The 26,833-nt window shown below is 42.6% G+C and carries 25 protein-coding genes and 1 riboswitch; of the genes, 16 read left to right on the top strand and 9 right to left on the bottom strand.

Annotated features, from left to right (window positions below):
* Positions 1-52 precede the first annotated feature (52 nt).
* Positions 53-607: a hypothetical protein gene (locus AAHB12_RS19685; RefSeq protein WP_342046633.1), complete on the bottom strand. Its 555-nt coding sequence runs from the start codon at positions 605-607 to the stop codon at positions 53-55.
* A gap of 124 nt (positions 608-731) precedes the next feature.
* On the bottom strand, positions 732-1,871 hold the full coding sequence (locus AAHB12_RS19680) for an MGDG synthase family glycosyltransferase (protein ID WP_342046631.1): 1,140 nt from the start codon (positions 1,869-1,871) through the stop codon (positions 732-734).
* A 428-nt stretch (positions 1,872-2,299) separates the two neighbouring features.
* Here AAHB12_RS19680 and AAHB12_RS19675 point away from each other — a divergent pair, with 428 nt between their 5' ends.
* From AAHB12_RS19675 to AAHB12_RS19665, 3 genes are all read left to right on the top strand, one after another.
* The gene (locus AAHB12_RS19675; RefSeq protein ID WP_342046630.1) at positions 2,300-2,602 is read left to right on the top strand and encodes an MTH1187 family thiamine-binding protein; all 303 of its coding nucleotides are present in this window, start codon (positions 2,300-2,302) and stop codon (positions 2,600-2,602) included.
* 382 nt (positions 2,603-2,984) lie between these two features.
* Positions 2,985-3,230 carry a DUF2573 family protein gene (locus AAHB12_RS19670; protein WP_129729505.1) on the top strand — a complete coding sequence of 82 codons (246 nt, stop codon included), beginning with the start codon at positions 2,985-2,987 and terminating at the stop codon, positions 3,228-3,230.
* Between the two features lie 162 nt (positions 3,231-3,392).
* Positions 3,393-4,310 (top strand): proline dehydrogenase, encoded by a 918-nt coding sequence (locus tag AAHB12_RS19665; RefSeq protein WP_342046628.1) that lies wholly within the window; start codon positions 3,393-3,395, stop codon positions 4,308-4,310.
* Positions 4,311-4,513: 203 nt separating this feature from the next.
* Here AAHB12_RS19665 and AAHB12_RS19660 read toward each other — a convergent pair whose 3' ends face one another.
* Positions 4,514-5,341, bottom strand: a complete 828-nt coding sequence (locus AAHB12_RS19660; RefSeq protein WP_246040300.1) for a D-alanyl-D-alanine carboxypeptidase family protein — start codon at positions 5,339-5,341, stop codon at positions 4,514-4,516.
* Between the two features lie 99 nt (positions 5,342-5,440).
* Positions 5,441-5,587 carry a YuzL family protein gene (locus AAHB12_RS19655; RefSeq protein WP_129729499.1) on the bottom strand — a complete coding sequence of 49 codons (147 nt, stop codon included), beginning with the start codon at positions 5,585-5,587 and terminating at the stop codon, positions 5,441-5,443.
* A 349-nt stretch (positions 5,588-5,936) separates the two neighbouring features.
* Between AAHB12_RS19655 and AAHB12_RS19650 the strand changes: the two genes are divergently transcribed.
* The 3 genes from AAHB12_RS19650 to AAHB12_RS19640 are packed head-to-tail and all read left to right on the top strand — an operon-like array spanning position 5,937 to position 11,314.
* Complete coding sequence (locus AAHB12_RS19650; protein WP_342046626.1) at positions 5,937-8,318, top strand: 3-hydroxyacyl-CoA dehydrogenase/enoyl-CoA hydratase family protein; 2,382 nt, start codon at positions 5,937-5,939, stop codon at positions 8,316-8,318.
* 13 nt (positions 8,319-8,331) lie between these two features.
* Positions 8,332-9,507 (top strand): acetyl-CoA C-acetyltransferase, encoded by a 1,176-nt coding sequence (locus AAHB12_RS19645; protein WP_342046625.1) that lies wholly within the window; start codon positions 8,332-8,334, stop codon positions 9,505-9,507.
* Between the two features lie 19 nt (positions 9,508-9,526).
* Complete coding sequence (locus tag AAHB12_RS19640; protein ID WP_342046624.1) at positions 9,527-11,314, top strand: acyl-CoA dehydrogenase family protein; 1,788 nt, start codon at positions 9,527-9,529, stop codon at positions 11,312-11,314.
* Between the two features lie 77 nt (positions 11,315-11,391).
* On the opposite strand, the gene AAHB12_RS19635 is transcribed toward AAHB12_RS19640, so the two are convergent.
* Together AAHB12_RS19635 and AAHB12_RS19630 are read right to left on the bottom strand one after the other, a co-directional pair.
* On the bottom strand, positions 11,392-12,135 hold the full coding sequence (locus tag AAHB12_RS19635; protein ID WP_342046622.1) for a response regulator transcription factor: 744 nt from the start codon (positions 12,133-12,135) through the stop codon (positions 11,392-11,394).
* Positions 12,132-14,225 carry a sensor histidine kinase gene (locus tag AAHB12_RS19630; RefSeq protein ID WP_342046620.1) on the bottom strand — a complete coding sequence of 698 codons (2,094 nt, stop codon included), beginning with the start codon at positions 14,223-14,225 and terminating at the stop codon, positions 12,132-12,134. The genes AAHB12_RS19635 and AAHB12_RS19630 overlap by 4 nt, the downstream gene beginning before the upstream one ends.
* 343 nt (positions 14,226-14,568) lie before the next feature.
* Here AAHB12_RS19630 and AAHB12_RS19625 point away from each other — a divergent pair, with 343 nt between their 5' ends.
* From AAHB12_RS19625 to AAHB12_RS19615, 3 genes are read left to right on the top strand one after another with little or no spacing between them, the layout of a single operon-like run.
* On the top strand, positions 14,569-15,717 hold the full coding sequence (locus tag AAHB12_RS19625; protein ID WP_342046653.1) for an iron-containing alcohol dehydrogenase: 1,149 nt from the start codon (positions 14,569-14,571) through the stop codon (positions 15,715-15,717).
* Between the two features lie 11 nt (positions 15,718-15,728).
* Positions 15,729-17,372 (top strand): PAS domain-containing sensor histidine kinase, encoded by a 1,644-nt coding sequence (locus tag AAHB12_RS19620; RefSeq protein WP_342046619.1) that lies wholly within the window; start codon positions 15,729-15,731, stop codon positions 17,370-17,372.
* Between the two features lie 3 nt (positions 17,373-17,375).
* Positions 17,376-18,839 (top strand): sigma-54-dependent transcriptional regulator, encoded by a 1,464-nt coding sequence (locus tag AAHB12_RS19615; protein ID WP_342046618.1) that lies wholly within the window; start codon positions 17,376-17,378, stop codon positions 18,837-18,839.
* Positions 18,840-19,018: 179 nt separating this feature from the next.
* On the opposite strand, the gene adhP is transcribed toward AAHB12_RS19615, so the two are convergent.
* From adhP to adh, 3 genes are all read right to left on the bottom strand, one after another.
* On the bottom strand, positions 19,019-20,032 hold the full coding sequence (gene adhP, locus AAHB12_RS19610) for an alcohol dehydrogenase AdhP (protein WP_342046652.1): 1,014 nt from the start codon (positions 20,030-20,032) through the stop codon (positions 19,019-19,021).
* A gap of 280 nt (positions 20,033-20,312) precedes the next feature.
* A complete protein-coding gene (locus AAHB12_RS19605; protein ID WP_129729481.1) occupies positions 20,313-20,669 on the bottom strand; it encodes a DUF779 domain-containing protein in 357 nt (118 codons plus the stop codon).
* A 60-nt stretch (positions 20,670-20,729) separates the two neighbouring features.
* Positions 20,730-22,250, bottom strand: coding sequence for an aldehyde dehydrogenase (gene adh / locus AAHB12_RS19600; RefSeq protein WP_342046650.1), 1,521 nt, complete (start codon positions 22,248-22,250; stop codon positions 20,730-20,732).
* 263 nt (positions 22,251-22,513) lie between these two features.
* Between adh and AAHB12_RS19595 the strand changes: the two genes are divergently transcribed.
* The 7 genes from AAHB12_RS19595 (at position 22,514) to AAHB12_RS19565 (ending at position 26,818) form a co-directional block, all read left to right on the top strand.
* A complete protein-coding gene (locus tag AAHB12_RS19595) occupies positions 22,514-22,870 on the top strand; it encodes an arsenate reductase family protein (RefSeq protein WP_129729479.1) in 357 nt (118 codons plus the stop codon).
* A gap of 49 nt (positions 22,871-22,919) precedes the next feature.
* Complete coding sequence (gene gcvH, locus AAHB12_RS19590) at positions 22,920-23,303, top strand: glycine cleavage system protein GcvH (RefSeq protein ID WP_342046616.1); 384 nt, start codon at positions 22,920-22,922, stop codon at positions 23,301-23,303.
* A 289-nt stretch (positions 23,304-23,592) separates the two neighbouring features.
* On the top strand, positions 23,593-23,937 hold the full coding sequence (locus AAHB12_RS19585; protein WP_129729475.1) for a toprim domain-containing protein: 345 nt from the start codon (positions 23,593-23,595) through the stop codon (positions 23,935-23,937).
* A gap of 11 nt (positions 23,938-23,948) precedes the next feature.
* Positions 23,949-24,269: a thioredoxin family protein gene (locus AAHB12_RS19580; RefSeq protein WP_342046615.1), complete on the top strand. Its 321-nt coding sequence runs from the start codon at positions 23,949-23,951 to the stop codon at positions 24,267-24,269.
* An 87-nt stretch (positions 24,270-24,356) separates the two neighbouring features.
* Complete coding sequence (locus AAHB12_RS19575; RefSeq protein WP_342046613.1) at positions 24,357-24,701, top strand: hypothetical protein; 345 nt, start codon at positions 24,357-24,359, stop codon at positions 24,699-24,701.
* 224 nt (positions 24,702-24,925) lie between these two features.
* Positions 24,926-25,033: riboswitch (SAM riboswitch) on the top strand.
* Positions 25,034-25,131: 98 nt separating this feature from the next.
* Positions 25,132-26,160, top strand: coding sequence for a methionine ABC transporter ATP-binding protein (locus tag AAHB12_RS19570; RefSeq protein WP_342046612.1), 1,029 nt, complete (start codon positions 25,132-25,134; stop codon positions 26,158-26,160).
* On the top strand, positions 26,150-26,818 hold the full coding sequence (locus AAHB12_RS19565) for a methionine ABC transporter permease (protein ID WP_129729467.1): 669 nt from the start codon (positions 26,150-26,152) through the stop codon (positions 26,816-26,818). Before AAHB12_RS19570 ends, AAHB12_RS19565 begins: the two co-directional genes overlap by 11 nt.
* Positions 26,819-26,833 lie beyond the last annotated feature (15 nt).

Here is a 26,833-nt window from a genome sequence, read left to right as displayed (position 1 = left end):
CAGGAGCCGCTATTGTGGGCTCCTGTTATACGTTAAGAAGGCATTCATCATCTTAATTGCTAGTATTCCCGCCTTCAGTCATTTGTTTTTGCACGCTAACCTTGCTGATTGTTTTTCCGTCCTCTTTGTAGTAAATGGATAATCTAACACCTGCAGTTAATTCGCTCATATTAACAGCAGTTTCACTCATACCATTGGCCCCTCTTGTCATTGCTACAAGAGAAGCATCTGCCGGAATAGTAATAGTTTTGACCTCTCCCGTATAGCTAATCTCTGGCCTCATACCGCCAGTTCCGCCTGGGTTACCTTGGTTGTTATCCTGATCCCCTTGCTTTTCTTGATTGTCTTGATTATTTTGATTGTTACCTTGCGGCTTTCCGCCATTCCCGTTGTTCCTTTGTGGTTGCTCGATAATTTTTAATGTCACTTCATTTCCATTTACTTCTGTAATCTCTCCGGATAAATCAGGACGTTCAAATGCTCCTTGCGCTGCGGCTGCTTGCTGTCCACCATTTCCACCTGTAGCTGCCGTATCCTTTGAGCAGCCCGCGATTATAGAGGTGCATAATAAGCACGAAATCATCAAGGTATACCGCTTTTTCTTCATCTCAATGTCTCCTATCAACTATAATACAAATCATTTACTAGACGTATTTTAAGATAGAAGTATGACATTTTGATGAAAAAGAAGAGCTTTCTATAAACAATTACGTTCTGTTGGTAGTTGGAGATTATGCGAATTGCTGAGACGTTTTTCGATTAGAGAATGAGTATAAAATATCCTGCACAATTTGCGGAGCACTTTCTTTTTGATGAATTCTTGCAAGTGCCTGGCTCATTTCATCAAGCTTGCTCGTATGATTCAATAAATGCAGTACCTCTTTCACAATCGCTTCTTTTTTGCTAACAACAACTGCAGCACCAAGTCTTGAGAAGAACAAAGAATTTTCCTTCTCTTGCCCGGGGACAGGCCGATATAAAATGGTCGGGAGCTGTTTGGCGGTTGCTTCCGAAAGCGTGATACCGCCCGGCTTTGTAATCATGGCATCAGCAATAGCATACAATTCATGTACATCGTCTACATATCCAAAAATATGAAGACGCTTTGTGTAGATAAGCTTCAGCTTGCTTAATTGATTGTACAGCTGTTTATTTTGTCCGCAGACAACGATGATTTGCACATCACTTTGTTCTAATATATTAGTAGTGATAGCTTTTAAGTTTTTCACGACCCCGTACGCTCCGGCCATAAAAAGGAGTGTTTTTCGATCTGTGTGCAGCCCATATTTGTTTTGAAGCTGCCTTGCATTTGGACCTGATTCAAAGGCTTTTCGAATAGGAATGCCGCTTACATATATATTTCTGGGAGAAATACCATTTTGGATAATTTTTTGTTTCACTTCCTCCGTGGCAACGTAATAGCGATCAATTTCTTCGTGTATCCATGTCCGATGGAGGCAATAATCAGTTACGACTGTGTATAGCTGAAATGGCTGCTTTGTTTTCCGTCTCCATTCTGGAACTGTTCCAACAGGGAATGTAGTGATGATAATGTCGGGTTTTTCTTCTTCTACCACTGTTTCTAGCCGCTTCTTTCCGAGTCTGCAGTAGAAATAAGCAGCCTTTGTTCTGTACATTTTATCTGTTCCATAAAAAAACAGCTTATAAAGCGGAGCTCCAATTGTAAAGGAGCGTTGGTATAAAAATTTTGCAATTTCATTCCAGTATGGATAGGCATCTGCATATAAGTCGTAGATTTTAACGCTATGGACGCCAAATTCCTTAAACGTATGCTGCAAGGCATGTGAGACTTGATTGTGTCCATTCCCAAAGCTTGCTGTTACCAACAAAATTTTCGGTTGAGTTTTCACAAGATTTCCTCCTGAAAAAAACATCCTAATTTTTTGCACCTTAAAAAAGTATAAATTGCTACCGGGAAGACCATTCGACGTAGTGAGAAATTTTAGGAGTAAAGTATAAGTGCAACTACACCTCTGTTTTCGTCCACGGGCAGGGCTCCTTTACTTCAAGACCAGGTGCTGTGAATGGAAAGGGCTACAATGCTGATGCATTTTTGACCTTACAGATCATGCAATCTAATTGTAGGATAAGATCGTTAAGAGAGTATAAGGGAATGTTAAAGAGTTTATGAAGGTTTACAGACAAGTATGACTAGTGGGGCTTTTTTGGCAGGTAATATGATATAACGCGTTTGGGTATAGCAAAAGTGCACTCAAATGTTGTATGTTGTACAATAGCAGAGAGAAAATTTGTCAAAATACATAGGAGGCTTCATAGTATGGCAATAGTTGATATTACGATTATTCCGATTGGAACACCGACAACGAGCGTGAGTGAGTATGTAGCGGATATTCAGAAGGTATTGGAGAAAAATAAGAATCGTGTCAAATACAGACTTACACCGATGAATACAATTATTGAAGGGGAATTACCTGTATTGTTTGATGTGATTCAGCAAATGCATGAGGTGCCCTTCACGAAGGGGATTGGTCGTGTAGCGACAAACATCCGTATCGATGATCGTCGCGATAAAGAGAGTTCAATGGAGAAAAAACTGCAATCTGTGCAGTCAAAGCTGTAAAAGGCAGCCTTATATTAGTAAATCATATTCCTAATTTAGCTAAGAATGTGCTGTTGGATAGGATATCTTTACACTTTAAGAAAGTATAAATTTCTAGCTAGAGGACAATTCGACGTAGTGAATAAGTGCAACTACGCCTCTGTTTTCGCCCAAAGGCAGGGCTCGCCAATCGACGAGCTTTCTTTAGGGGTGAATCTTTATAACAGATTCATCCCTATTTGTATTTGATAAATCACGATTTACAGCTTGAAGAAAAAGATTATTTCCTAAATGATCCGTAATGGATCAGCCTTCTTAATAAAAAGGCTGCGTCTGTAATTATTTGTAACAGCAGGAAAGGTTTCTTATAATAAGAGCAACTTGTAAGGAAGGGGCAAAAGAGATGAAAAAGGAATTTGAAGAGCAGTTTGATGGATTGCTTGAGAAGTATACGGAATTGCTGCTTGGACAAAATGATGAAGCATTAAAGAAAAAAGTGCAAATGTGGGCGTTGTATTCATATATTGCAAAAACAATGCCGGCACTTGCTAAGCATTGGAATGATACATATCCAGATGCGAAGCAGGAGATGATGAAGCTTATTGCAGAGATTAAGCAATTGAATGAGTCACATCGGGAAAAGAAATAGAGGGGATGAGGTATTGAGGCAGTTGGTCTTTCCGCATAATTTAAATGTATAATTTTATCCTCCTATTATTTTCTTTCATATACGCTATATTAATGTCTAATCATTTTGAGAGAACAATATAAATGAAGTAAGAGAAAATAGCTTACTTTAGGAGCGGAGGATATGGAGCGATTGCTGCGAGATTCCTTTTTATTTTTATCGAAAAATCGAACACTTACAAAGCTGGCAAAGCGGTATGGTTTGCGCTTCGGTGCATCCCGGTTTGTTGCTGGCGAAACGATCGAGCAGGCTGCAGCCATTATCAAGGAGTTAAATCAAAAAGGACTTGCTGTAACTATTGATTATTTAGGGGAATTTGTAAAGACTGAGCGCGAAGCTAATGAAATGGTGAATCAGTCTCTAGAGGCTATTCGGAGGATTGGGCGTGAAGGATTAGACTCTCAGCTTTCCTTGAAACTGACATCAATGGGATTAGATATATCAGATGAGCTGGTAATGAATCATATGCGCCGCATTTTAAGCGTCGCCAAGGAAAATGGGGTATTTGTGACAATTGATATGGAGGACTTCTCCCGGTGCCAAAAAACTATCGATATATTAAAAAGGCTGCGAGAAGAATATGATAATGTAGGAACGGTGATTCAAGCTTATTTGTATCGCTCTCAAAAGGATATAGAGGAGCTCGATAGCTATGAGCCGAATTTACGGTTAGTAAAAGGAGCCTATAAAGAAGCGGCAACTGTAGCATTTCCTGATAAAAAGGATGTGGATGATAATTTTCGGAAGATCATTAAACAGCATCTGTTAAACGGACATTATACGGCTATTGCTACGCATGATGATGCGATCATTGAGTACACGAAGCAGCTTGTGCAGGAGAAGGGGATTCCTCTTAACCAATTTGAATTCCAAATGCTGTATGGTATTCGTCCAGAGCGGCAGCTTGAGCTTGCGCTAGAGGGCTATAAGATGCGTGTGTATGTACCATATGGAATGGATTGGTATGGATATTTTATGAGGCGTCTTGCGGAACGGCCCGCGAATGTCATATTTGTGTTAAAAGGGATTCTTAAGAAATAGAAGCAGGAGTGTATCCTGCTTTTTTTGTGCCATAAAAAGGTGTAAATTTCCATGTAGGAGACCATTCGACGTAGCGAGAAATTTTAGGAACAAAGTATAAGTAGGGCTACGTCTCTGTCTTTGCCCAAGGGCAGGACTCGCCAATCGGCGAGTTTTCTTTAATGGATTTGCACAAAAGTAATGCAATAGACATAGGCGAAGATTTATAAAGAGTAATGCGCCATGATGGCGGCATCCTTGTATAGATGCTCTTCGTCGTCGGTCAATACAATGCTAATAACCCTTTTCCCGTCTTTTTCATAAACGGCAGCCAGCGTATAGCCGCCAATATTAGTACGTCCGCTTTTGCTGGCAATGGCATAGGGATCATGAAATAAATCCTTTCGACCGTTGTTTGTAATTGTTGTGTCTTGCAAAGAGGTCTGGATAGGTGTTGTGACTGTCTGCATTGCTTTTACTGCTTCAGGATGCTTAAGAAGCTCTTTGGCAATCAACGCCAAATCATATGGTGACAAATGCTGTCCCCATGCATCTATTCCACTTGCATTTTTAAAGGATGGGTTCTTACTGCCAAGCTCCTTTGCCCGTCTATTCATAAGAGCTGTGAATTTCTCCTTAGAGCCAGCCAGTTGTTCAGCAACGGATTCCGCAACAGGATCAACACTAATTACAAGCATGAGACGCAATGCTTCATCACGCTTTAGCTTTTCCCCTGCCTGCAGCTTTATTTTTTTTGTACCCTCTTCTGTATCTAGGGCATGCTGTGTAATCGTTACTTCATCCTCCGGCTGCATTCGTTCTAGCAGAAGAAGCGCAGTCATCAGCTTTACAAGGCTTCCGGGCTGTGCAGTAGTATGTTCGTTTTTTCCGTACAAAATTTTGCCTGTGGTTGCATCAATCGCAATTCCTGATTTAGCATAAATATTCGGCTGGTTTGCATGAACCTTTGTTTCAGGCTTGGGTTGAAATGCAAAAAATAGTAAACATGCAATAGCTACAATTGAGCTGGTGATAATAACTTTTTTTTTCATCAAATATCCCTCTTACAAATAGAATGAAAAGCAAAAAGGCAGGAGACGGCTTACCTTTCATTATGCCATGCTTCCTACCTTTATTTGTATCCTAAAATCTTATTTCGCGCCCATATTTTGTTTGCCGTATTGTTGGTTAGTGCTGTGTTTCCCTTTTTCCTTCCCGTTATTGTCAGGACCAGCATTGCCTCTCACACTTGCTGCGCTCACGCCGCCCTTGGAAGGGTTTCCTTGCATTTTTGTCATTAATACCACCTCCGTTTGCAATATATAGTGTGTCCATAAGTCTACACTTTAGGAATGCATAAATTTCCAGATAGGAGTAAATTTGACGTAGTAGGAAATTTTAGGAACAAAGTGTAAGTGCAACTATGCCTCTGTCTTCGCCCAAGGGCAGGGCTCGCCAGTTGGCGAGTTTTCTTTATAGGCTATGTAGACGGTAGGAGAGCAGGATTATGTGGAAAACGCGGTAAAAATATTGCCAAAATTTTGAAAATAATATATATTTGTAGATAGGAAACTCATTCATCACGGCTAAAAAATTTTGCGAAAAAACTGAATGGGTATTCATTCAAGGGATGAGGAGGAGAGGAGAATGTTTCAAATTCAAAAGGCAGCTGTGATTGGCTCAGGTGTAATGGGGGCGGGGATAGCTGCGCATTTGGTTAACGTTGGCATTCCAACAGTGTTATTGGATATCGTTCCGAAAACGCTTACATCAGAAGAGGAATCAATGGGCTTAACGCTCGAAAGTAAGCAGGTTCGCAACCGCTTTAGCAGCAGCGCTGTACAAAAGCTGTTTAAACAAAAGCCCGCTCCCCTCACTGCAAAGGAAAATGCCACGCTCATTACGGTCGGCAATCTGGAAGATGATATGAGGCTGCTAGAGGATGCGGATTGGATTATTGAGGTAGTTGTTGAGAATTTAGCCATAAAAAAGCAAGTATTTGAACGAGTAGATTGTGTGCGTAAAAAAGGAAGCATTGTGAGTTCCAATACATCGGGTATCTCTGTAGAACAAATGGCAGAGGGACGGTCTGAGGATTTCCGCAAGCACTTTTTGGGCACACATTTTTTTAATCCTCCGCGTTATTTAAAGCTGCTGGAGATTATCCCGACCAAGACTACCTCCCCTGAGGTTCTCTCCTTTATGAAGGAGTTTGGCGAAGATGTGCTCGGAAAAGGTGTAGTAGAGGCACGAGATACCCCAAACTTTATCGCAAATCGTATTGGTACGTACGGTTTGCTTGTAACGCTGCAGGAGGCGCTGCGACATGGATACACATTTAGTGAAGTGGATTCTGTAACAGGACCGCTTATTGGTCGTCCGAAAAGTGCGACCTTTCGTACGCTTGATGTTGTAGGGCTTGATACGTTCGCTCATGTTGCCAATAACGTCTATGAAAATGTTGAGGAAGAGGAAAAGAACATATTCAAGATTCCAACATTTCTTCAGGTAATGATTGAACATAAATGGCTTGGAAGCAAGACCGGCAAAGGCTTCTTTATTAAGAAAGGAAAAGAGATTTTAGAGCTGAACCCAGATACGCTCCAATATGAAGCATGCAAAAAGCTGCGAGCACCTTCTATAGAAGCAAGTAAACAAGAAAAGGGGCTAGCTAACAAACTAAAGACACTTGTTTATGGGGATGACCGTGCCGGGACGCTGTTATGGAGTATTTTGACTCCAACTTTGCTTTATGCGGCAAAGTTGAATAAGGAAATTGCTGATAATATCGTTGCGATCGACCAGGCAATGAAATGGGGCTTTGGCTGGGAAATGGGTCCGTTTGAAACATGGGACGCAATCGGTGTCCGTCAATCCGTTGAGAAGATGAGTGAGAAGGGTTTAACCATTCCAGTGTGGGTGCAGGAGATGCTGGAGAACGGCTTTGAAACCTTTTATAAACGTGACAATGGCTTTGTATATTATTATGAAGATGGCGCATACAGGCTATTGGAGCAAAATAAGAAGGCGATTAGCCTGCGGCAGATAAAGGAACAGGGCCGCGTACTGAAGAAAAACAGCGGCGGGAGCTTAATAGATATAGGGGATGGCGTGCTTTGTCTCGAATTTCATTCGCCCAATAACGCCATCGGTATGGATATTATTCAGATGATTCATTTCGCGGTTGATGAAGCCTCCCGCAATTATAAGGGGCTTGTCATTGGGAATCAATCGAAGAACTTCTGTGTTGGCGCGAATCTGGCGATGATGTTAATGGAGGCGCAGGATGATAATTATTTTGAAATCGATTGGGTCGTGAAGCAATTTCAGGCTGCTATGATGAAAATTAAATATAGCCTAAAGCCAGTAGTTGCAGCACCTTATGGCATGACACTTGGAGGTGGTGCTGAGGTGTGTCTGCCTGCTGCAAGTATTCAGGCATCAAGCGAAACATATATCGGACTTGTTGAGGTTGGTGTCGGTTTAATTCCAGGCGGAGGCGGCAGTAAGGAATTGTATATGAAGCATATCAACCAACTTCCTCAAGGTGTTGAGGTTGATTTACAGAAGATAGCAAACAAGGTGTTTGAAACAGTTGCGCTTGCGAAGGTATCTACCTCTGCACAGGAAGCATTCAAGGGGAACTTCCTTGGCGCTAAAGATGCTGTGAGTGTAAATGGCGATCATTTGTTATATGATGCAAAACAAAGAGTTCTTGCCTTATATGAAGCTGGTTATAAGGCACCTGTACGTAAGAAGGTGCCGGTTGTCGGGGAAACGGGCTACGGAACGCTGCTATTAGGAGCGCAGGCGATGCACTTATCCGGTTATATTTCTGAATATGATTTGGTTATCGCGAAACAGTTGGCGTACGTCATTGCAGGGGGCAGGGTGCCATATGGAACAGAAGTCGATGAACAATACTTGCTGGACTTAGAACGTGAAGCATTCATCAGTCTTATAAAAGAAATGAAATCGCAGGAAAGAATGCAGCATATGCTCATAAAAGGAAAGCCACTGCGTAATTAAGGAGGGGAAAGCATTGAGAGAAGCTGTAATTGTTGCAGGAGCGAGAACACCTGTTGGAAAAGCGAAGAAAGGGTCGCTCGCGAATGTGCGTCCGGATGATTTAGGAGCGTTAGTTGTGAAGGAAACGCTGAAGCGCGCAGGAAATTACGAAGGTGAAATCGATGATGTCATTTTCGGCTGTGCGATGCCTGAAGCGGAGCAGGGCATGAATATGGCACGCAATATTGGGGCGTTGGCAGGACTTCCCCATACGGTTCCGGCTATCACAATTAATCGCTACTGTTCTTCAGGTTTGCAGTCTATCGCTTTTGGGGCAGAGCGAATTATGCTTGGTCAGGCGAGTGCGGTGCTTGCAGGCGGCGCAGAATCGATGAGTCTCGTTCCTATGATGGGTCATGTCGTTCGCCCGAACATTCGTCTAGTGGAAGCAGCTCCCGAATATTATATGGGTATGGGGCATACAGCAGAGCAGGTCGCTAAAAAGTACGGAATCAGCCGAGTGGACCAGGATGCATTTGCGGTTCGCAGTCATCAGCGTGCAGCTAAGGCGCTGCAGGACGGCAAGTTTGGTGATGAAATCATTCCGGTCCAGGTCACAGTGCGTTCTGTTGGTGACAACAATCAAATGCATGAAAAAAGCTTCATGTTTTCTCAAGATGAAGGGGTGCGTGCGGAAACGACGACCGGAGTGCTCAGTATGTTAAAGCCGGCATTCCATGTGCGAGGCTCTGTCACAGCAGGTAATGCTTCACAAATGAGTGACGGTGCAGCGGCTGTACTTTTAATGGATCGTGAAAAAGCAGAAGTAGAAGGATTACAGCCCATTGCAAAGTTTCGCTCCTTCGCCGTGGCGGGTGTCCCTCCAGAGATAATGGGTATTGGTCCAGTTGAGGCTATCCCAAAAGCGTTGAAGCAGGCGGGCTTACAAATCTCAGATATTGGTTTGTTTGAGTTAAATGAAGCATTTGCCTCGCAAGCCATTGGGGTTATTCGTGAGCTTGGCCTAGATGAAGAGAAAGTAAATGTAAATGGCGGAGCTATTGCATTAGGACATCCGCTTGGCTGTACAGGTACGAAACTCACATTATCATTAATTCATGAAATGAAGCGGCGCGGTGAACAGTTTGGTGTTGTTACGATGTGCATCGGCGGGGGTATGGGAGCTGCAGGCGTATTTGAATTAGTTTGATAGACTGGGAGGAAGCGGAATGGCGAAAAATACAGTCGGGAGTGCAGTCAAAGGAGGAAGTTTTCTGCTTGATGCAATTATAGCTGATCAAGTGTTTACACCGGAGGATTACACGGATGAGCATAAATTAATTGCAAAAACGACAGAAGACTTTATTGTGAATGAAGTGCTGCCAGAATTGGAGTACTTAGAGGATCATGAGTTTGAGCGTTCTGTTAAGCTCTTAAAGCAAGCGGGGGAGATTGGGCTGCTCGGGGCGGATGTACCAGAGGAGTACGGCGGGATAGGACTTGATAAAATCAGCTCCGCGTTAATTGCGGAAAAATTTGCGCGCGCGGGCGGATTCGGGATTTCACATGGGGCGCATGTAGGTATAGGCTCACTTCCTATTGTGTTATTCGGAAGCGAGGAACAAAAGCAGAAATATCTTCCGTCTCTAGCTATGGGTGAAAAGCTTGCGGCTTATGCATTGACGGAACCGGGCTCAGGTTCTGATGCGCTTGGTGCGAGAACTGTTGCCAAATTACATGCAAATGGTACTCATTATGTGTTAAATGGGGAGAAGCAATGGATTACCAACTCTGCGTTTGCTGATGTGTTTATTGTCTATGCGAAGGTTGATGGAGAGCATTTTACGGCATTTATCATTGAACGTGGATTTCCTGGTGTATCGACGGGACCAGAGGAAAAGAAGATGGGAATTAAAAGCTCCTCCACTCGTACATTAATTTTGCAGGATGCGCTTGTGCCAAAGGAAAATGTGCTCGGTGAAATCGGAAGGGGACATATTATCGCATTTAATATTTTAAATATTGGTCGTTATAAGCTTGGTGTCGGCGTTGTCGGTTCTTCTAAACGAGGTCTGGAGATTTCTGCTCAATATGCGAATCAGCGCCAACAATTTAAACAGCCAATTGCCCGTTTTCCGCTTATTCAGGAAAAGCTTGCGAACATGGCCACGAAAATTTATGCAGCAGAAAGCTCAGTGTACCGTACGGTTGGTTTGTTTGAGGCGCGTGCAAGTCAGCTAACGGATGAAGAAATAAAGAACGGGAAAGCGGTTGCAGATTCTGTTGCAGAATATGCAATAGAATGCTCTTTAAATAAATTTTTCTGCTCAGAGGTATTGGATTATGTTGTAGATGAGGGTGTGCAAATTCACGGCGGCTATGGATTTATGGCAGAATATGAGATTGAAAGAATGTATCGTGATTCGCGTATTAACCGTATTTTTGAAGGAACGAATGAAATTAACCGGCTGCTTGTACCGGGCACACTGCTTCGTAAAGCGATGAAGGGGGAACTGCCGTTATTCCAAAAGGCACAGCTTATTCAAGAGGAATTAATGATGCTTCTGCCGGAGGAGCCGGGCGATGAGCCGCTTGCACAGGAACAGTATCTCGTGCGAAACGCAAAAAAAATTGGGATGCTGGCAGCAGGCTTGGCGGTGCAAAAGTACGGAAAATCGCTTGACCAGGAGCAAGAGGTGCTTGCAAATATTGCTGATATCGTAAGCAATGTGTATGCGATGGAATCCGTCCTGCTTCGTACAGAAAAGGCGATTCAAAAAACTGGTCTTGAAAAGAACAAACAAAAGCTCTTGTATACGCAAGTATTTTGTCAGGAGGCATTTCAGGAAATTGAAGCGCATGCAAAAGAGACACTTATTGCAGTGGAGCAAGGAGACACACTGCGCATGATGCTGTCTGCGCTTCGCAAGCTGACACGTCATTTACCGATTAACGTGATTGTTAAAAAACGCGAGATTGCCGCAAAAATCCTAGCGGAAGAAAAATACGTCGTGTAATTGAAAGTGTGAGAAATGAAAAGAGCGCAGAAGCACTTTTCTAGCTGCTTTTGTGCTCTTTTCACAGTTCCTAGCCTCTAGCTCTCCCAAACAAATTGATAGCCTTGGCCGCGAATATTTCGAATGTAGGATGGCAAATGAGGATACGCCTCAAGCTTTTTACGCAGGTTGCTAATATGGACCCTCAAGGTGCGGGTATCTCCATTGCTTTCTGTGCCCCAAATCCAGTGATGCAGTTCAGCCTCACTGATAATCTGATTCACCTTTTGGGCAAGTAAGCTAAGAACGGAAAACTCTTTATAAGATAGCGCCAAGGTCTTGCCGCGCACTACTGCTCTTTGATATATTAGGTCAATTTCCAAGTCGCCAAAATGCAATCTCTGGGTCTCTGAATTAGATTGTTGCAGCTTATTTTGCGGATCTAGGGAAACAGTAGGAAATGCTCCGCGATTAAATATCGGTGCGCGACGCAGATTCGCTTTAATTCTTGCAAAGAGCTGGTAGAGATCAAATGGTTTTGTGACGTAATCATCCGCTCCTAATTCAAGACCGAGAATCACGTCGCTTCCATCACTCAAACAGCTGATGAAAATAATAGGAATATTTGATACGTTTCGTATATGTCGACAAATTTGAAAGCCGTCCATATCTGGAAGCTGTATATCTAGCAAAACAAGATCAGGCGGATTTTGTTCGAATTGGCGAAGGGCCTCCATGCCGTTTTGACAGCCGAGAGCATTATAGCCTTGTTTCTCTAAAGCAATTATCAGCAAGTCCAATATTTCAGAGTCATCTTCTACTATTAAAATTCTTCTATTCATTGCTCTTCCGCTCCTTTTTGTAAAAATGCTGGTAGGGTGATAGTAAATTGACTTCCTTTTCCCAACTCACTGCTGACAGAAATCGTGCCACCATGATGTTTTATAATTTGCTGACAAATGGCTAAGCCAAGACCTGTTCCTGTTTTTGAGGAGGATTGCTTTCCTTTGACAAAACGTTTGAATAGATGAGGAAGCAACTCCGATTCAATACCTGAGCCGGTGTCACAAAATAAAATCCGAATCCCCCAATGTTCCTCGTTATTTAGAGAGGTATAGCAATAAGCCTCGCTATGCAAGGAGATTTTGCCTCCTTTAGGCGTATGACGGATAGCGTTTTGCAGCAGGTTAGAAAATACTTGCTCTAAGCGGATAAAATCAATCCGTAGAAAAAGCCTACCCCCCGCGGGCACAGAGATGAGAGCTGTCTGCTCACAGCATAGACCGTTACGCTCGATTTCTAATTTGAATCGTTGAGAAAAATAGGAAAGCAGCTCCTTTATCTCCACTTCTTCAAAATAAAATTGAATTTGATTTTCCTCCATTTTTGCCAGTTCGAGCAGGTCGATGGAAAGTCGGTTCAAGAGCTTTGTTTTTTCGTAAACAACTTGCAAATACTTTTGCTGTTCTTTTAGCGGTAAGCCTTCTTGCAGCAATTGCAGATAGCCTTGAATCGACTGCATAGGTGTTCCGAATTCATGAGCAATAGTAGAGAAAAACTGCTGCCGTGTTTGTTCGATTGTTTGTAATGCTTCATTTGTTCTCTGCAGCTCTTCATTCATATTCTTCAGTTCCATCGTACGCTGCGTGATTCTTTCCTCTAAGGAGTAGTTGACTTGCAGTAACTCAGCAGATAAACGCTCTACCTTTATAAAGGCATAGGATGACCTTTGTGCAATAATTAGCGATTGGACAAATAAAGTGATAAACGCCCCTAACGGTACAGCATCTGTACCGATTGAAAAAAAATGATAGTAGAAAATATCATTTAAAATACAAATGATTATAATGATCAGCATGACACTATTTATAAGTGCGCCAATCCTTTTTCGAATAGCCGCACGGATGATGATATATATGATATACAGTAAGATTGGAACTAAAAAAATTTGAAATAGAAATATCCATTTTGTGAAATAAATGGCAGGAAGCAACGTAGTAAGGCTGAAACCTATACAAATAGCCGCAAATACCTTAGCAATAAACCGGTTCGATTCTTCAGGGTATAAATAGGTGACAAAGGTAAATAACAATAAGCAGCCAATATAGGATGTTAAGTATTCTAGTTTCACGCTAAATTCCCATGAGATGGAAGGGATCCAGTCGATAAGGAGCCGGTCCCCGACTAATAGAGTACGTAAGGTCATAAGTAAGCAAAAACAGCCTAAAAATAAAGATAATAGATTTTTTCTATGAAACAAATAGAGAATAAGCTGAAACGAGCCTAGGACAAAAAGACTGCTTGCGAGAAAGCTGTCCTTTAAAACTGAGTATTCTCTTGCTTGACGAATAAGAGCATCGCTGCCAAACTGGATGCTTTTCCACATTCCGCCCTTCCGCTGTGTAAAGTTGGAAACTTGAAGGATCAGCTCAATTTCATTTGTATTTGTTTGAAACGTTACAACCTTTGAATAAGATTGGGCTTCCATGCTCTCTTTATTAGTGCCAACAACTCCGTTAGACGCAGCTAATTTACCGTTTACCCAAAGCTTATAAGCTGAAGCAATAGATGGTATATATAGAGATAATGGTTTTGACTTGTTTTGTTTAGACAGAATAATGCGGAGACGATATGTTCCGTATCCTTCATTTTTTAATGTTTGCGAACCGGTGTAGCTTGCATCGGCCCATACGGCTGGCACTTCAATCATTGCACTGTTATTACCATGAGAATGCTCGGGAGTCTCTAACCTTTGCCAATAAAATTCCCATTCACCCTTAAGAGAAAGAACAGTTTGCGACAGGTCTAGAGAACGGGCATCCAAAACCCCCTGTCTGGCAGTGATCTGCTGCTGCGAGGCAGCATGGGAGGCGAAAGGAAATACGAGGGTATATACTGTTGTTAAGATAAGAGTTACTATAAAGCTTTTCATTGATGTTATCCTTCTGTTAAGAAAAATTCATCTTAATTTTATCTTATTTTATGAAGTACATACAATTATATCCTGTATAATAATTTACTGGTAACAAAATCCAAAAAATGAGGTGGAGAAGTTTCTTGTACTGCAGGAAAGTATAAATTTCTAGCTAGAAGCAAGTTCGACGTAGTAAGAAATTTTAGGAACAAATTGTAAGTGCAACTACGCCTCTGTCTTCACCCAAGAGCAGGGCTCGCCAATCGGCGAGTTTTCTTTATAAGAAATCTCCAAAAACAAACAGGAATTTACATGTTTTCACATAATTGTAATACTATCAATCTTTTTATAGGTGATAATGATGCGTATTAGCAAATTTGTAGCACCGGAGATTATCTTTGGGAATAACACGATCCAACAGGCAGCGGATGCTTGTATGCGCCTAGGAGCGAAAAAGGTTTTTATTGTTAGTGATTTGGGGGTTGCGCAGGCGGGATGGCTGGAGAGGGTAATGGACTGCTGTAGACTAGCTGGCTTACCGTTTGCGACGTTTATGGATATTGCAACAAATCCGAGGGACACGGACGTTGTGAACGGCTGTGCCTCATTTATTGAAAACGAATGTGATGCGGTTATTGGCGTTGGGGGCGGGAGTGCGTTAGATGCGGCGAAGGCTATTGCTGTGTTAGCTGCAAATGGTGGTACGATTCGTGACTATGAGGGCGTTGATAAAATTGAAAAACCGCTTCCTCCTATGGTGATGATTGCGACAACAGCAGGATCTGGTTCTGAGGTTTCGCAGTTTTCGGTGATTACAGATTCTCATCGCAAGAAAAAAATGACAATTGTTTCAAAAACATTAGTTCCGGATATCGCGATAATAGATCCGTATACGTTAATTACGAAAGACAGTGCATTAACAGCATCTACAGGTCTAGACGTACTCACACATGCCATTGAGTCGTATGTGAGCATCGCGGCTACGCCGCTGACGGACGTGCAGGCAAAAAGTGCACTTTCTCTTGTGTCTGCTCATTTACGTCCATCTGTTGCTTCAAGAACCAATGCAGAGGCAAAGGAAGCGATGGCGATGGCAAGTTTGCAGGCTGGCCTTGCTTTTTCTAATGCGATTTTAGGAGCAGCGCATGCTATTTCCCATGCGATTGGCGGTATGTCCCCTGTTCCTCATGGTGAAATTAATGCGATTTTGCTTCCTCATGTGATGGACTTTAACTTTATAGCTGCTCCGGGGCGATTCGGGCAGATTGCCGAGTGTATGGGGATTGATACACGGGTACTAACGCAGCGAGAGGCGGGAAATGCAGCAATCCGGTTTGTACAAGAGCTATCAATTGATATTGGAACGCCGCAACGGCTAAGCGATCTTGGCATTACGGATAGCGTAATCCACAGCATTTGCTTAACGGCACTTGAGGATGCCTGCATGATTACGAATCCGCGTGATATGACGTTAGAGCAGGCAAAAAACTTGTTAGCCCGGGCTCTTTAGGAGGAAGATATATGCTTGAGGACAAACAAGAAATGATTGCCCTTTTAACGGGTGTTAAATCTTCAAAGCGTAATTACTATACGGAATTGAAAGAAACAGTTGGTCAGCTTCGTAAAAAAAATATGCAGCTCGAAATTATTAGCGAAGTGATGAAAAGTATGAAGGTTGATATGTCGCCAGAGGAAATTTTGCAAAATGTCATTGAGAAGCTTCGGGCGCTGATTCAATTTGAACGCTTTGGTCTGCTGCTGCTGCATGATTCACAGCTTATTTTAACTAATGTTTATCCGAAGGACAGCTATACATTGGAAGTTGGAACTCCGATTCCGCATGAAAACTCCTTATATTGGTCTGCATTAAGCAAGAGACAAACTATTTTTCAGGATTTAATTGAGGAGCAAGCCTCTTTTTATGAAAAGCCGCACTTACTTGAGCTAGGGATTAGCACAGTGTTAATACTTCCGATTTATAGTAAAAAGAAAAGGATCGGTATTTTAAGCATCGGCTGCCGTGGTAGCTCAGACTGGGGAATAGATGATCTTGCGTTTTTAGAGCAGCTAACTGATCATCTCGCCGTGAGTATCGAAAATGCCCAGTTATACAATGAGGTGCTTCGGGGCAAGCAGCAATGGGAGGATACGTTTAAAGCAGTGAATGATATGATTATCGTATTTGATGAAGAACTGCGAGTGCTGCAATGTAATGACGCTGTGAGGGAGTTTTTCCAGATGGAAGGCGGTTTGGATGTGCCGATGTTACACGAGATGCACAAGGAGCTCTTGAGAGAAACCTTTCTGTCCAAGAAGCCTGGATATATAGAAGTCTATTTTCCGAATGGATCCATTTGTGAGATGTATACATATCCGGTTCAGAATAATGAGCAGCAGGTCTATGGCGTTATTGCATATATCAAGGATGTAACAGAAAAACGAAAAGTTGAATTGCAGCTGCAGCACTCCGGAAAGCTGGCAGCAATCGGGGAGATGGCAGCAGGCATTGCACACGAGCTAAATAGTCCGTTAACAGCTATTCTTGGAAATGCCCAGCTGCTGCTTCGAAGTACGGCGGAGCAGAATGCATCTTTTACCCTTTTAAAGGATATTCATAGCTGCGGAAGCCGCTGTAAAACGATCATTAAAAGCTTGCTCACCTTTTCTCGGCAGGATGAGTATCTATTTTCTCCATGCTCTTTGAATGAAGCGATAGGACAGGTGCTTCATTTATTGCAGGGGCAGCTAAAGCAGCAAAGAATCACGATCACGCAACTGTTGGAGCCATCTCTGCCCCTTGTTGAAGCCAGCCAGTCGCAAATTGAACAAGTTATTATCAACTTGCTGTTAAATGCCAGAGATGCGATTGAAGAGAAGAACTACGAAAGGGGAGAGATTGTAGTTCGGACGTTTTGGGAGCAGGACTGTGCTTGTATTTCAATTAGTGACAACGGAATTGGGATTGAAGAGAGTAGGCTGTCACAAATTTTTCATCCTTTTTATACTACAAAAGGAGTTGGAAAAGGAACAGGTCTCGGCTTATCAGTTAGTATTGGTATTGCAAAGGCGCACGGTGGAGCAATTGAGGTACATAGCCGTGTGTATGAGGGTAGCACGTTTACGCTGCGATTGCCTCTCCAGTTTGTACATCATACGGAGGTGTGACTGTTGATTCGGATTTTAATTGTGGATGATGAAAAGGAAATAGGAACCTTTCTTTCTCATTTATTTATGTCGAAAGGATATCGTGTCACAGTAGTAAACAGCGGCAAGGATTTCTATTATCTTGATCTCAAAAAACAGCGCTTTCATATCGCTTTACTGGATCTTAAGCTCCCTGATGCAAACGGTCTATCCTTATTAGAATATTTGAAACAGCAGCAGCCGGCATGTAAAGCTGTAATTATGACAGGCTACAGCACGATTCAAACAGCTGTTGATGCCATGAAACTGGGGGCAAGCAATTATTTGGAGAAACCGTTTGATGATATAGATATATTAGAGCAGCAAATAGATGAACTGCTTGCCGGAGGAGATGAATCTGTTAATCAGTATTTACAGGAGGCAGCAGTAAGAAGCGGTCTTGTAATTGGGAAGAGTGAGAAAATGAAGCAGTTGCTTCAAACTGTTTACAAGGTAGCGCAAAAGCCGGTAAATATTTTAATAGAAGGGGAGACTGGCACGGGCAAGGAGGTACTGGCTCACTTTATTCATGAAGCGGGTCCGCGCAGCAAGGAAGCGTTTATTGGCGTGAACTGCGGGGCCATTTCCGAGTCGCTTCTCGAGAGCGAGCTGTTTGGTCATGAGAAGGGGGCCTTTACTGGGGCGGCGCAGCAGAGAAAAGGCCTGTTTGAGCTTACGAGTAAAGGCACGTTATTCCTGGATGAGGTAGCAGAGGCTTCCCACCTAATTCAAGTGAAGCTGCTGCGCGTATTAGAGACGCGCGAGTTTATGCGTGTCGGTGGTACAGCGGTGTTGCGTACAAATGCTAGAGTAATTGCTGCCTCCAATGAAAACTTACAGGAAGCTGTTCGAAAGAAAACCTTTCGCGAGGATTTATTTTATAGATTGAATGTCGTTCATGTAAAGATTCCGCCCCTTCGAGAGCGGCAAGAGGATATTCCATTGTTGATTCAACATATGCTAGAGCGGTATGGAAGCGGAAATATATCATTTAGTAAGGGTGCGATCAGACATTTACAGGAGTATCACTGGCCAGGCAATATTCGGGAACTTGCCAATTTTGTCGCGAGAACGATTGCGCTCCTTGATTCTGATCAGACCGTTATCACAGAGGCGGATTTACCACTTTGGGATACAGAGGGGGCCTCTATACGTATGCCGTCCGCTCTGGAATCAGATGATACGGGCAAACAAAATCATGAGCTCGAGGAGTATTTACGTACATGGAGTCAGAGTGTTTTAACAACATTTGAGAAAAAAGATGATGTTCATCTTGAGGATGTGCTTGCACAGGTCAAGCAGCTGGAATCCCAAATTGGGAAAGCTTTTATTCTTAAGGCGCTGCAAAATACGCTTGGAAATCGGAGTGAAGCAGCAAAACGCTTGCAAATCACAATGCGAAAGCTCCGTTATTTGTTGAATGAAAAAAAGGGGGACACTGGGACATAAGAAGAACCAGACACAGTTTGATCTTTTCTCATACTAAAGCAATGCGAGTATTATTTGCATCAGGAATAAGACTGGATTTGCTGAATCAGGACCCTTGCTAATCTGATACAAGACCCCCGTTTTTACACGGGGGCAAGAGTATTTTGTGTGCAGAGTGAGGATACGACTGTAGACAAATTTTAAGCCATCGTTAAGACAATGCGACCATTAATTTGTCCTTTTTCCATACGCTGAAATACTTCATTAATGTTATCGAGCGGCTGTACTTCAATATTTGTACGAACTTTGCCTTGTGCTGCAAAGGCAAGGGATTCCTGTAAATCCTTTCTCGTTCCGACGATGGAGCCTTTTACCGTTACGCCATTTAAGACAGTATCGAAAATTGGGATTGGCAGTTCATCGTTTGGAAGACCAACAACAACGAGAGTGCCGCCGCGTTTCACAGAGCGGTAGGCTTGTTCAAAAGCCCGTTTTGTTACAGCGACGCTGATAGCGGATTGGACACCGCCAACACGTTCATAAATTTCTTGGACAGGATCTACCTTTAAGCCGTTAATTGTAATATCTGCACCTAGCTTTGTGGCTAGTTCAAGCTTGTCGTCTTGAATATCAACAGCAATTACGTTAAAGCCCATCGCTTTTGCATATTGTAAGGCAACATGTCCGAGACCGCCGATTCCGTAAATCGCAACCCAATCACCAGGCTGCGCTTCGGATACTTTTAATGCTTTATACGTTGTCACACCAGCGCAGAAAATGGGAGAAACCTCTTCAAAGCTGAGACCATTTGGGATTTTAACGATGTAATTGGCAGGAGCTTTACAATACTCAGCATAGCCGCCATCCACGGAATAGCCGGCATTCAATTGATGCGGACATAATGTTTCGCGTCCGGTTAAGCAATATTCGCATTCACCGCAAGCGGAGTACAGCCAAGGAATGCCGACTGCATCCCCCTTTTTAATGGAGGTTACGCCAGGACCTACTTCCTCTACAATCCCGACACCTTCATGTCCTGGAATTAACGGAAGCTTTGGCTTTATCGGCCAATCGCCATGTGCGGCATGAAGGTCTGTATGGCAGACGCCGCAAGCTTTAATTTTGACAAGCACTTCACCGTAGCCGATTTCAGGAATCGGTACTTCTTTAATTTCAAGCTGCTGTTTAAACTCATTTACAATGGCCGCCTTCATCATTTTATTTGTATTCATTTTCAAATCTCCCCCTTTTTTATTTTCACACTACATCTTTTATAAAAGCAAAAGCTATGCCAACTTTTTAGCTGTGTAGGGGTGCACAAAATGAAAGCGTTTGCCGAAAGTTTGGCAATTCGTGCCGAAAAAACGGCACGAATTGGACGATTTATCGGCACATTTATATAAAAAATGACAGGAGACAATCCTGCCATTTGCAAAAAAGTAAATTTATGAAGAATCATTTCCTCTAGGGATAAATCGTGTCGATTCCGCTTTTCTAGAGCTGCTGTAGTTCTTGAGCGGTAAATACGCGCGATCGTGTTAAAAATCGTTTTCCTTCTGGTCCTTCGAGTGAGAACATTCCTCCTCTGCCATCCACTACATCAATAATAAGCTGTGTATGTTTCCAATACTCATATTGTGCATGGGCAATATAAAATGGACAGCCCCCTATATAACCGAGTAATTTATCGTGATCTCCGATTAAAAGATCACCTGCTGGATAACACATTGGCGAGCTTCCGTCACAGCAGCCGCCTGATTGATGAAAGAGAAGAGGACCGTGCTTACTTTGTAAATACTGAATAAGCGAAAGTGCTGCATCGGTTGCGGTAACTCGCTGTATTGTTTCCATAGTGTACACCTCCTAATATGAAAGCTTCCGCTGCGAGAGGCAAGCGGAAGCTTTTGTTTTTTAGAAGAATCCTAATTTTTTCGGGCTGTAGCTCACAAGCATATTTTTCGTTTGTTGGTAGTGACTGAGCATCATTTTATGTGTTTCACGGCCGATACCTGACATTTTGTATCCGCCGAATGCCGCGTGGGCAGGGTAGGAGTGGTAGCAGTTCGTCCAAACGCGTCCTGCCTCAATCGCTCTGCCGAAGCGGTATGCCTTGTTGATATCGCGTGTCCAAACGCCTGCACCTAAGCCGTAAAGCGTATCATTGGCGATTTGGAGCGCTTCCTCCGGTGTTTTAAATGTTGTAACAGAAACAACTGGACCAAAGATTTCTTCCTGGAAAATGCGCATTTTATTGTGACCCCTAAATACGGTTGGCTTTACATAATAGCCGTTCTCTAAGTCACCATCTAATACGTTGCGCCCGCCTCCTGCTAGAAGCTCGGCACCTTCTTGTTTACCAATATCAATATAGGAAAGAATTTTTTCAAGCTGCTCAGCGGAGGCTTGTGCACCAATCATTGTGTCAGGGTCAAGCGGGTTGCCTTGCTTAATCGCATTTACGCGTTGCAGGGCCCGCTCCATAAAGCGGTCATAGACGGACTCTTGGATGAGCGCACGCGAAGGGCACGTGCAAACCTCACCTTGGTTCAATGCAAATAATACGAATCCTTCGATTGCTTTATCAAAGAAATCATCATCTGCATCAAGCACATCCTCAAAGAAAATATTTGGCGATTTTCCGCCTAGTTCAAGCGTAACAGGGATCAGGTTTTGCGAGGCATACTGCATGATAAGACGACCTGTTGTTGTTTCTCCTGTAAACGCGATTTTGGCGATGCGATTGCTTGAAGCAAGCGGCTTACCGGCTTCAAGACCGAAACCATTTACAACATTCAGGACACCGTCTGGAAGTAAATCAGCAATAAGCTCTACCAATACCATAATGCTGACAGGTGTCTGCTCTGCTGGCTTTAACACAACACAATTTCCAGCCGCGAGAGCAGGAGCAAGCTTCCACGTTGCCATAAGAAGCGGGAAGTTCCAAGGAATAATTTGGCCCACAACGCCGAGAGGTTCATGAAAATGATACGCAACAGTATCTTGGTCAACCTCACCAATCGTACCCTCTTGTCCGCGGATGCAGCCTGCAAAATAACGGAAATGATCAATTGCTAGCGGAAGATCGGCATTGAGAGTTTCACGAACTGGTTTTCCGTTATCCCATGTTTCTGCCACGGCCAGCATTTCTAAATTTTGCTCCATGCGATCCGCGATTTTATTTAAAATGTTTGCACGATCTGCAACTGACATTTTGCCCCATTTGTCTTTTGCGGCATGAGCGGCGTCAAGTGCCAGCTCTATATCCTCAGCCTGTGAACGTGCTACCTGACAAAACACTCGCCCAGTAACAGGGGATATTGCATCAAAGTATTGTCCATCAACTGGAGCTGTCCATTTCCCTCTGATAAAATTGTCGTATCGGCTTTTAAATGAAATTTTTGCACCCTGTTCACCTGGTACTGCGTAGATCATTTTTGTTGCGTAAGCCATCCTCATTCCCCCTATTCTCACTATATTCACCTTTTATACATGCAAGTTGTGTGCCAAAATCAAGAGGACACTGCTGCTTTGAAATATGTGAGAGCGCACATCGTTCTCGATAGCGAACAAGAACACTTTGCAGGATAAACATAATAGACAGCGAAGAGTAGTATAAAGCTTGCCATAGGTGAGCAAATTAGGAAAAAAATACCCATCTATGCTACAATACAGATAGTAAAGGGCAGGTGATAGGTATGACAGTAACATTTTATTCTTATCCGAAATGCGGAACATGCCAAAAGGCAAAAAAATGGCTTGAAGGGCATGATATTTCCTACAACATGATACATATTGTAGAAAATCCGCCGTCTAAGGAAGAGGTGCGCAAGCTGCATCAGGCAAGCGATCTTGATTTGAAGAAACTGTTCAATACGAGCGGTATGAAGTATCGCGAGCTTGGCTTAAAGGATACATTGAAGACGGCAAGTGAAGAGGAAATGCTAGATCTGCTTGCATCCGATGGCATGCTGCTTAAGCGTCCTATTGTGACAAATGGCAGCAAGGTGACAGTTGGCTTTAATGAAGAGCAGTTTGAGAGAGAATGGCTGTAATGCCGACTGGGCATTTACATAATTGATACAAAGTATGGAGGGGACAAAAATGAACATTCCTAAAGAGTTGCGTTATTCTGAAGAGCACGAATGGGTGAAAGTAGATGGGAGCCGTGTAATCGTCGGTATTACTGAGTTTGCGCAGCATGAGCTTGGTGATATTGTATTTGTGGAGCTTCCGGAGGTTGGTGCTGCATTAAAGGCGAATGAGCCGTTTGGCAGCGTAGAGTCCGTGAAAACAGTTTCTGAACTTTATGCGCCTGTGAGCGGTAAAGTTGTGGAAGTAAATGAAAAGCTAAGTGATAGCCCTGAGCTTGTGAATGAGTCTCCGTACGAAGGTGCGTGGATGGTAGTTGTTGAGCTTGCGGATGCAGCTGAGCTTGATAGCTTATTAACTGCTGAGCAATATGAGAAAATGACAAATCAAGGGTGAAGAATGAGGAGACGGACAAACCGTCTCCTTCTTGCTTTTTACACTTTAAAAAAATATAAATTTTCCAACGAGAAGTTAACTCGACATATCGGGACATTTTAGGAATAAAGTGTAAGTGCAACTACGTCTCTGTCTGCGCCTGCCGGTTTGCCAATCGACGAGTTTTCTTTAGCAAAATTGACAATATTTGCGTATGGTCAGTTTCGATAAAACAGGAAACAAGACGAAAAGAAAGAATATACTATATATTAAGGTTGTATCATAGTCTACATTAGTCGGGTGATGCACAGTGATGGAAATGGAAAAAGTGATAATTGTTGAGGGAAGATCCGATAAGAAGAAAATTGCAAATCTTATTAAAGAGCCTGTAGAAATCGTATGCACAAATGGAACGATCAGTTCATCTAAAATGGACGAATTTGTTGACAAGCTCTATGATAAAGAGGTGTACATACTGGTTGATGCAGATGAAGCAGGCGAGAAGCTTCGCAGGCAATTCAAGCGTGAATTCCCGCATGCAGAACATTTGTATATTGACCGTACGTACCGGGAAGTAGCGACAGCACCAGTGCAGCACCTTGCAAGCGTGTTGCTTGGAGCAGATATAGACGTGTATGCAGAATTTTTAAAGTAAGGATGACGTGAATGATTGAATGGACAGGGGAAGATGTGGAAAGCAACATTCAAGAGGAAGAAGCAACAGTTCTTTATGTGCAGACGCCCATGTGTGGAACGTGCCAGCTTGCGAAGAGGATGTTAACAGTTGTAGAGGCGGCGCTTGAGCTTACAGTCGGTACGGTCAATCTCAATTATGCTCCTTATTTGGCGGAGCGATATGAGATTGAAAGTGTGCCGTGCCTGCTTGTTTTCAAGCGCGGCATTGTTGCGAAACGAATGTACGCGTTCCAGTCAGTAGACTTTATTTATAATGAATTGCAAAAACTCGACATATTGCCTAAGAAATAAGAAGAAAATGTCGAGCTATTATTAAAGGGTTGCTCTGTGAATAAATGGAAAATATATACAACACCTTATTCACGAGGAGTGATGGAAATGACGTTACAAGCATTGTTGCGGTCGTTTGCAAATTATGCAAGCACTCAGCAGCATTTAGAGCCGCTTTTGCCTTTGGAGGAAAAGGTTATGTGTTTTCGGTTTAAGGAAGAAAGCTGTGCTTTAAAAATGTCACGCCATGAAATCACATTGTTAGAAGGAGTAAAGGGAACAGATACGATTACATTTTGGAAAGAAGAGGACTTACATAGTTTAGTAAGCGGTCTTGTTCGGTTACAACTGCTGCTAAGGTGGAAGGGAACGGAGTATATAGGATCATACCGAACACTTTTATTGGCAGAATCGCTGTTTCATATATGCAAGCCGTTAGAAAAGGGAGCTTAAATGCTCGCTTTTTTTTTTGCATATTTATATTTTTTTAAAAAATTTCAAAAATAATAATTTTCTGTATTTTAAGTATAGAGAAATGTATTAAAATCATGGCATAATTTACTTTATGAGTTTCTTAAAATAATAATTTATTATTGTTGACATAGATATGTGAGATTGATAGAATTTCAATGATATGATAAAACATGAAACACATCAGGTAATTTATATTTGATGTTCTCTTATCAAGAGAGGTGGAGGGACTGAGCCCTGTGAAGCCCGGCAACCGTCAGCACATGTTGAAATGGTGCCAATTCCTGCGAAGCGAATGCTTTGAGAGATGAGAGGAAAGGATATACGGCGATTGTTCGAAACCTTTCTGCTTGTCTGAAGCAGAGAGGTTTTTTTACTGTAAAATATGATGTAATGAAGAGGTGAGAGGATATTGATTCTACTAGAGAACGTCCAGAAAATCTACCGTTCAAAAAGTGGAACAGTTACAGCTGTTCATGATGCAAATTTAGAGATTCGCCAAGGAGAAATCTTTGGCATTATTGGATATAGCGGAGCTGGGAAAAGCTCATTAATACGTATGCTGAATCAGCTGGAAAAGCCCACTTCCGGCCGGATTACAGTGGCAGGGCGTCTCATTTCTGCGATTCGTGGCAAGGAGCTGCGCAAGGCTCGTCAAGAAATCGGGATGATTTTCCAGCATTTTAATCTTCTTTGGTCCCGTACGGTACGCGAAAACATAGCGTTTCCATTAGAAATCGCTGGGGTTCCAAAAGAAGCGCGCCAAAAACGTGTTGATGAACTTATTCGTTTGGTTGGACTAGAGGGACGGGGAGATGCGTATCCATCACAGCTTAGCGGCGGGCAAAAGCAACGTGTTGGCATAGCGCGTGCGCTTGCAAATAATCCAAAGGTACTGCTGTGTGATGAAGCAACATCTGCTCTTGATCCGCAAACAACAGATTCTATTTTGGATTTATTAGTTGATATTAATGAAAGACTCGGCTTGACGATTGTACTTATTACGCATGAGATGCATGTAATCCGAAAAATTTGCCATCGTGTGGCTGTTATTGAGAGCGGGAACATTGTGGAGCAAGGCGAAGTTCTGGAAGTATTCAAACATCCCAAACATGCAACAACCAAAAAGTTTGTGCAGCAGGTTACTGAATCAGATGAAGCAAGAGAAACAATTGGACAACTGCTTCATAAGTATCCAGACGGAAAGATTGTAAAATTAACATTTGTTGGTGATACTGCGGAGAAGCCCCTTATTACGGATTTGATTCGTCATTTTGAAGTGGATGTTAATATTTTGCAAGGAGAAATTTCCCAAACGCAAAAAGGCTCCTATGGGACATTGTTTGTTCAGCTTCAGGGTGAGAATGAGGAGATTGTAAGAGCCATTGCTTTTATTCGAGGTAAGATGGTAGAAGTTGAGGTGGTCGAATATGAACAATGAGTGGTTAGAGCTAATTAAATTGGAAAAACTAATCGATGCAACGCAAGAAACCATCTATATGACAGCTATTTCAGTTACAGTTACATTCATTCTAGGACTAGCATTAGGATTACTTTTGTTTTTAACTAATAAAGGTAATATGTGGGAAAATAAGGCTGTCAATACGGTGATTGGATTGTTTGTAAACATATTTCGTTCAATCCCCTTCATTATATTGATTGTACTGCTTATTCCGTTTACAAAGTTACTTGTGGGAAGTATTCTAGGAGCCAATGCTGCACTGCCTGCTTTAATCATTGGTGCAGCACCGTTTTATGCCCGCATGGTCGAAATTGCGCTCCGCGAGATTGATAAAGGTGTTATAGAGGCGTCTTATGCGATGGGAGCTTCTAATGGACAAATCATTTTTAAGGTGCTTATACCAGAAGCATTGCCAGCCTTAGTTTCAGGGATTACTGTTACGGCGATCGCTCTTGTTAGCTATACGGCCATGGCCGGCGTTATCGGAGCTGGAGGGCTTGGAAACTTTGCCTATTTAGAAGGATTCCAAGGCAGCAATCCATTATTAACATTTGTTGCGACAGTGGCTATTCTAATTCTTGTGTTTATCATCCAGTTTACTGGAGATTATTTTACTAAAAAGTTAGATAAAAGGTAATTAGGGAGGAACGCA

The sequence above is a fragment of the Bacillus sp. OTU530 genome (genome assembly GCF_038440375.1).
This window is presented reverse-complemented; position numbering and strand designations above follow the sequence as displayed.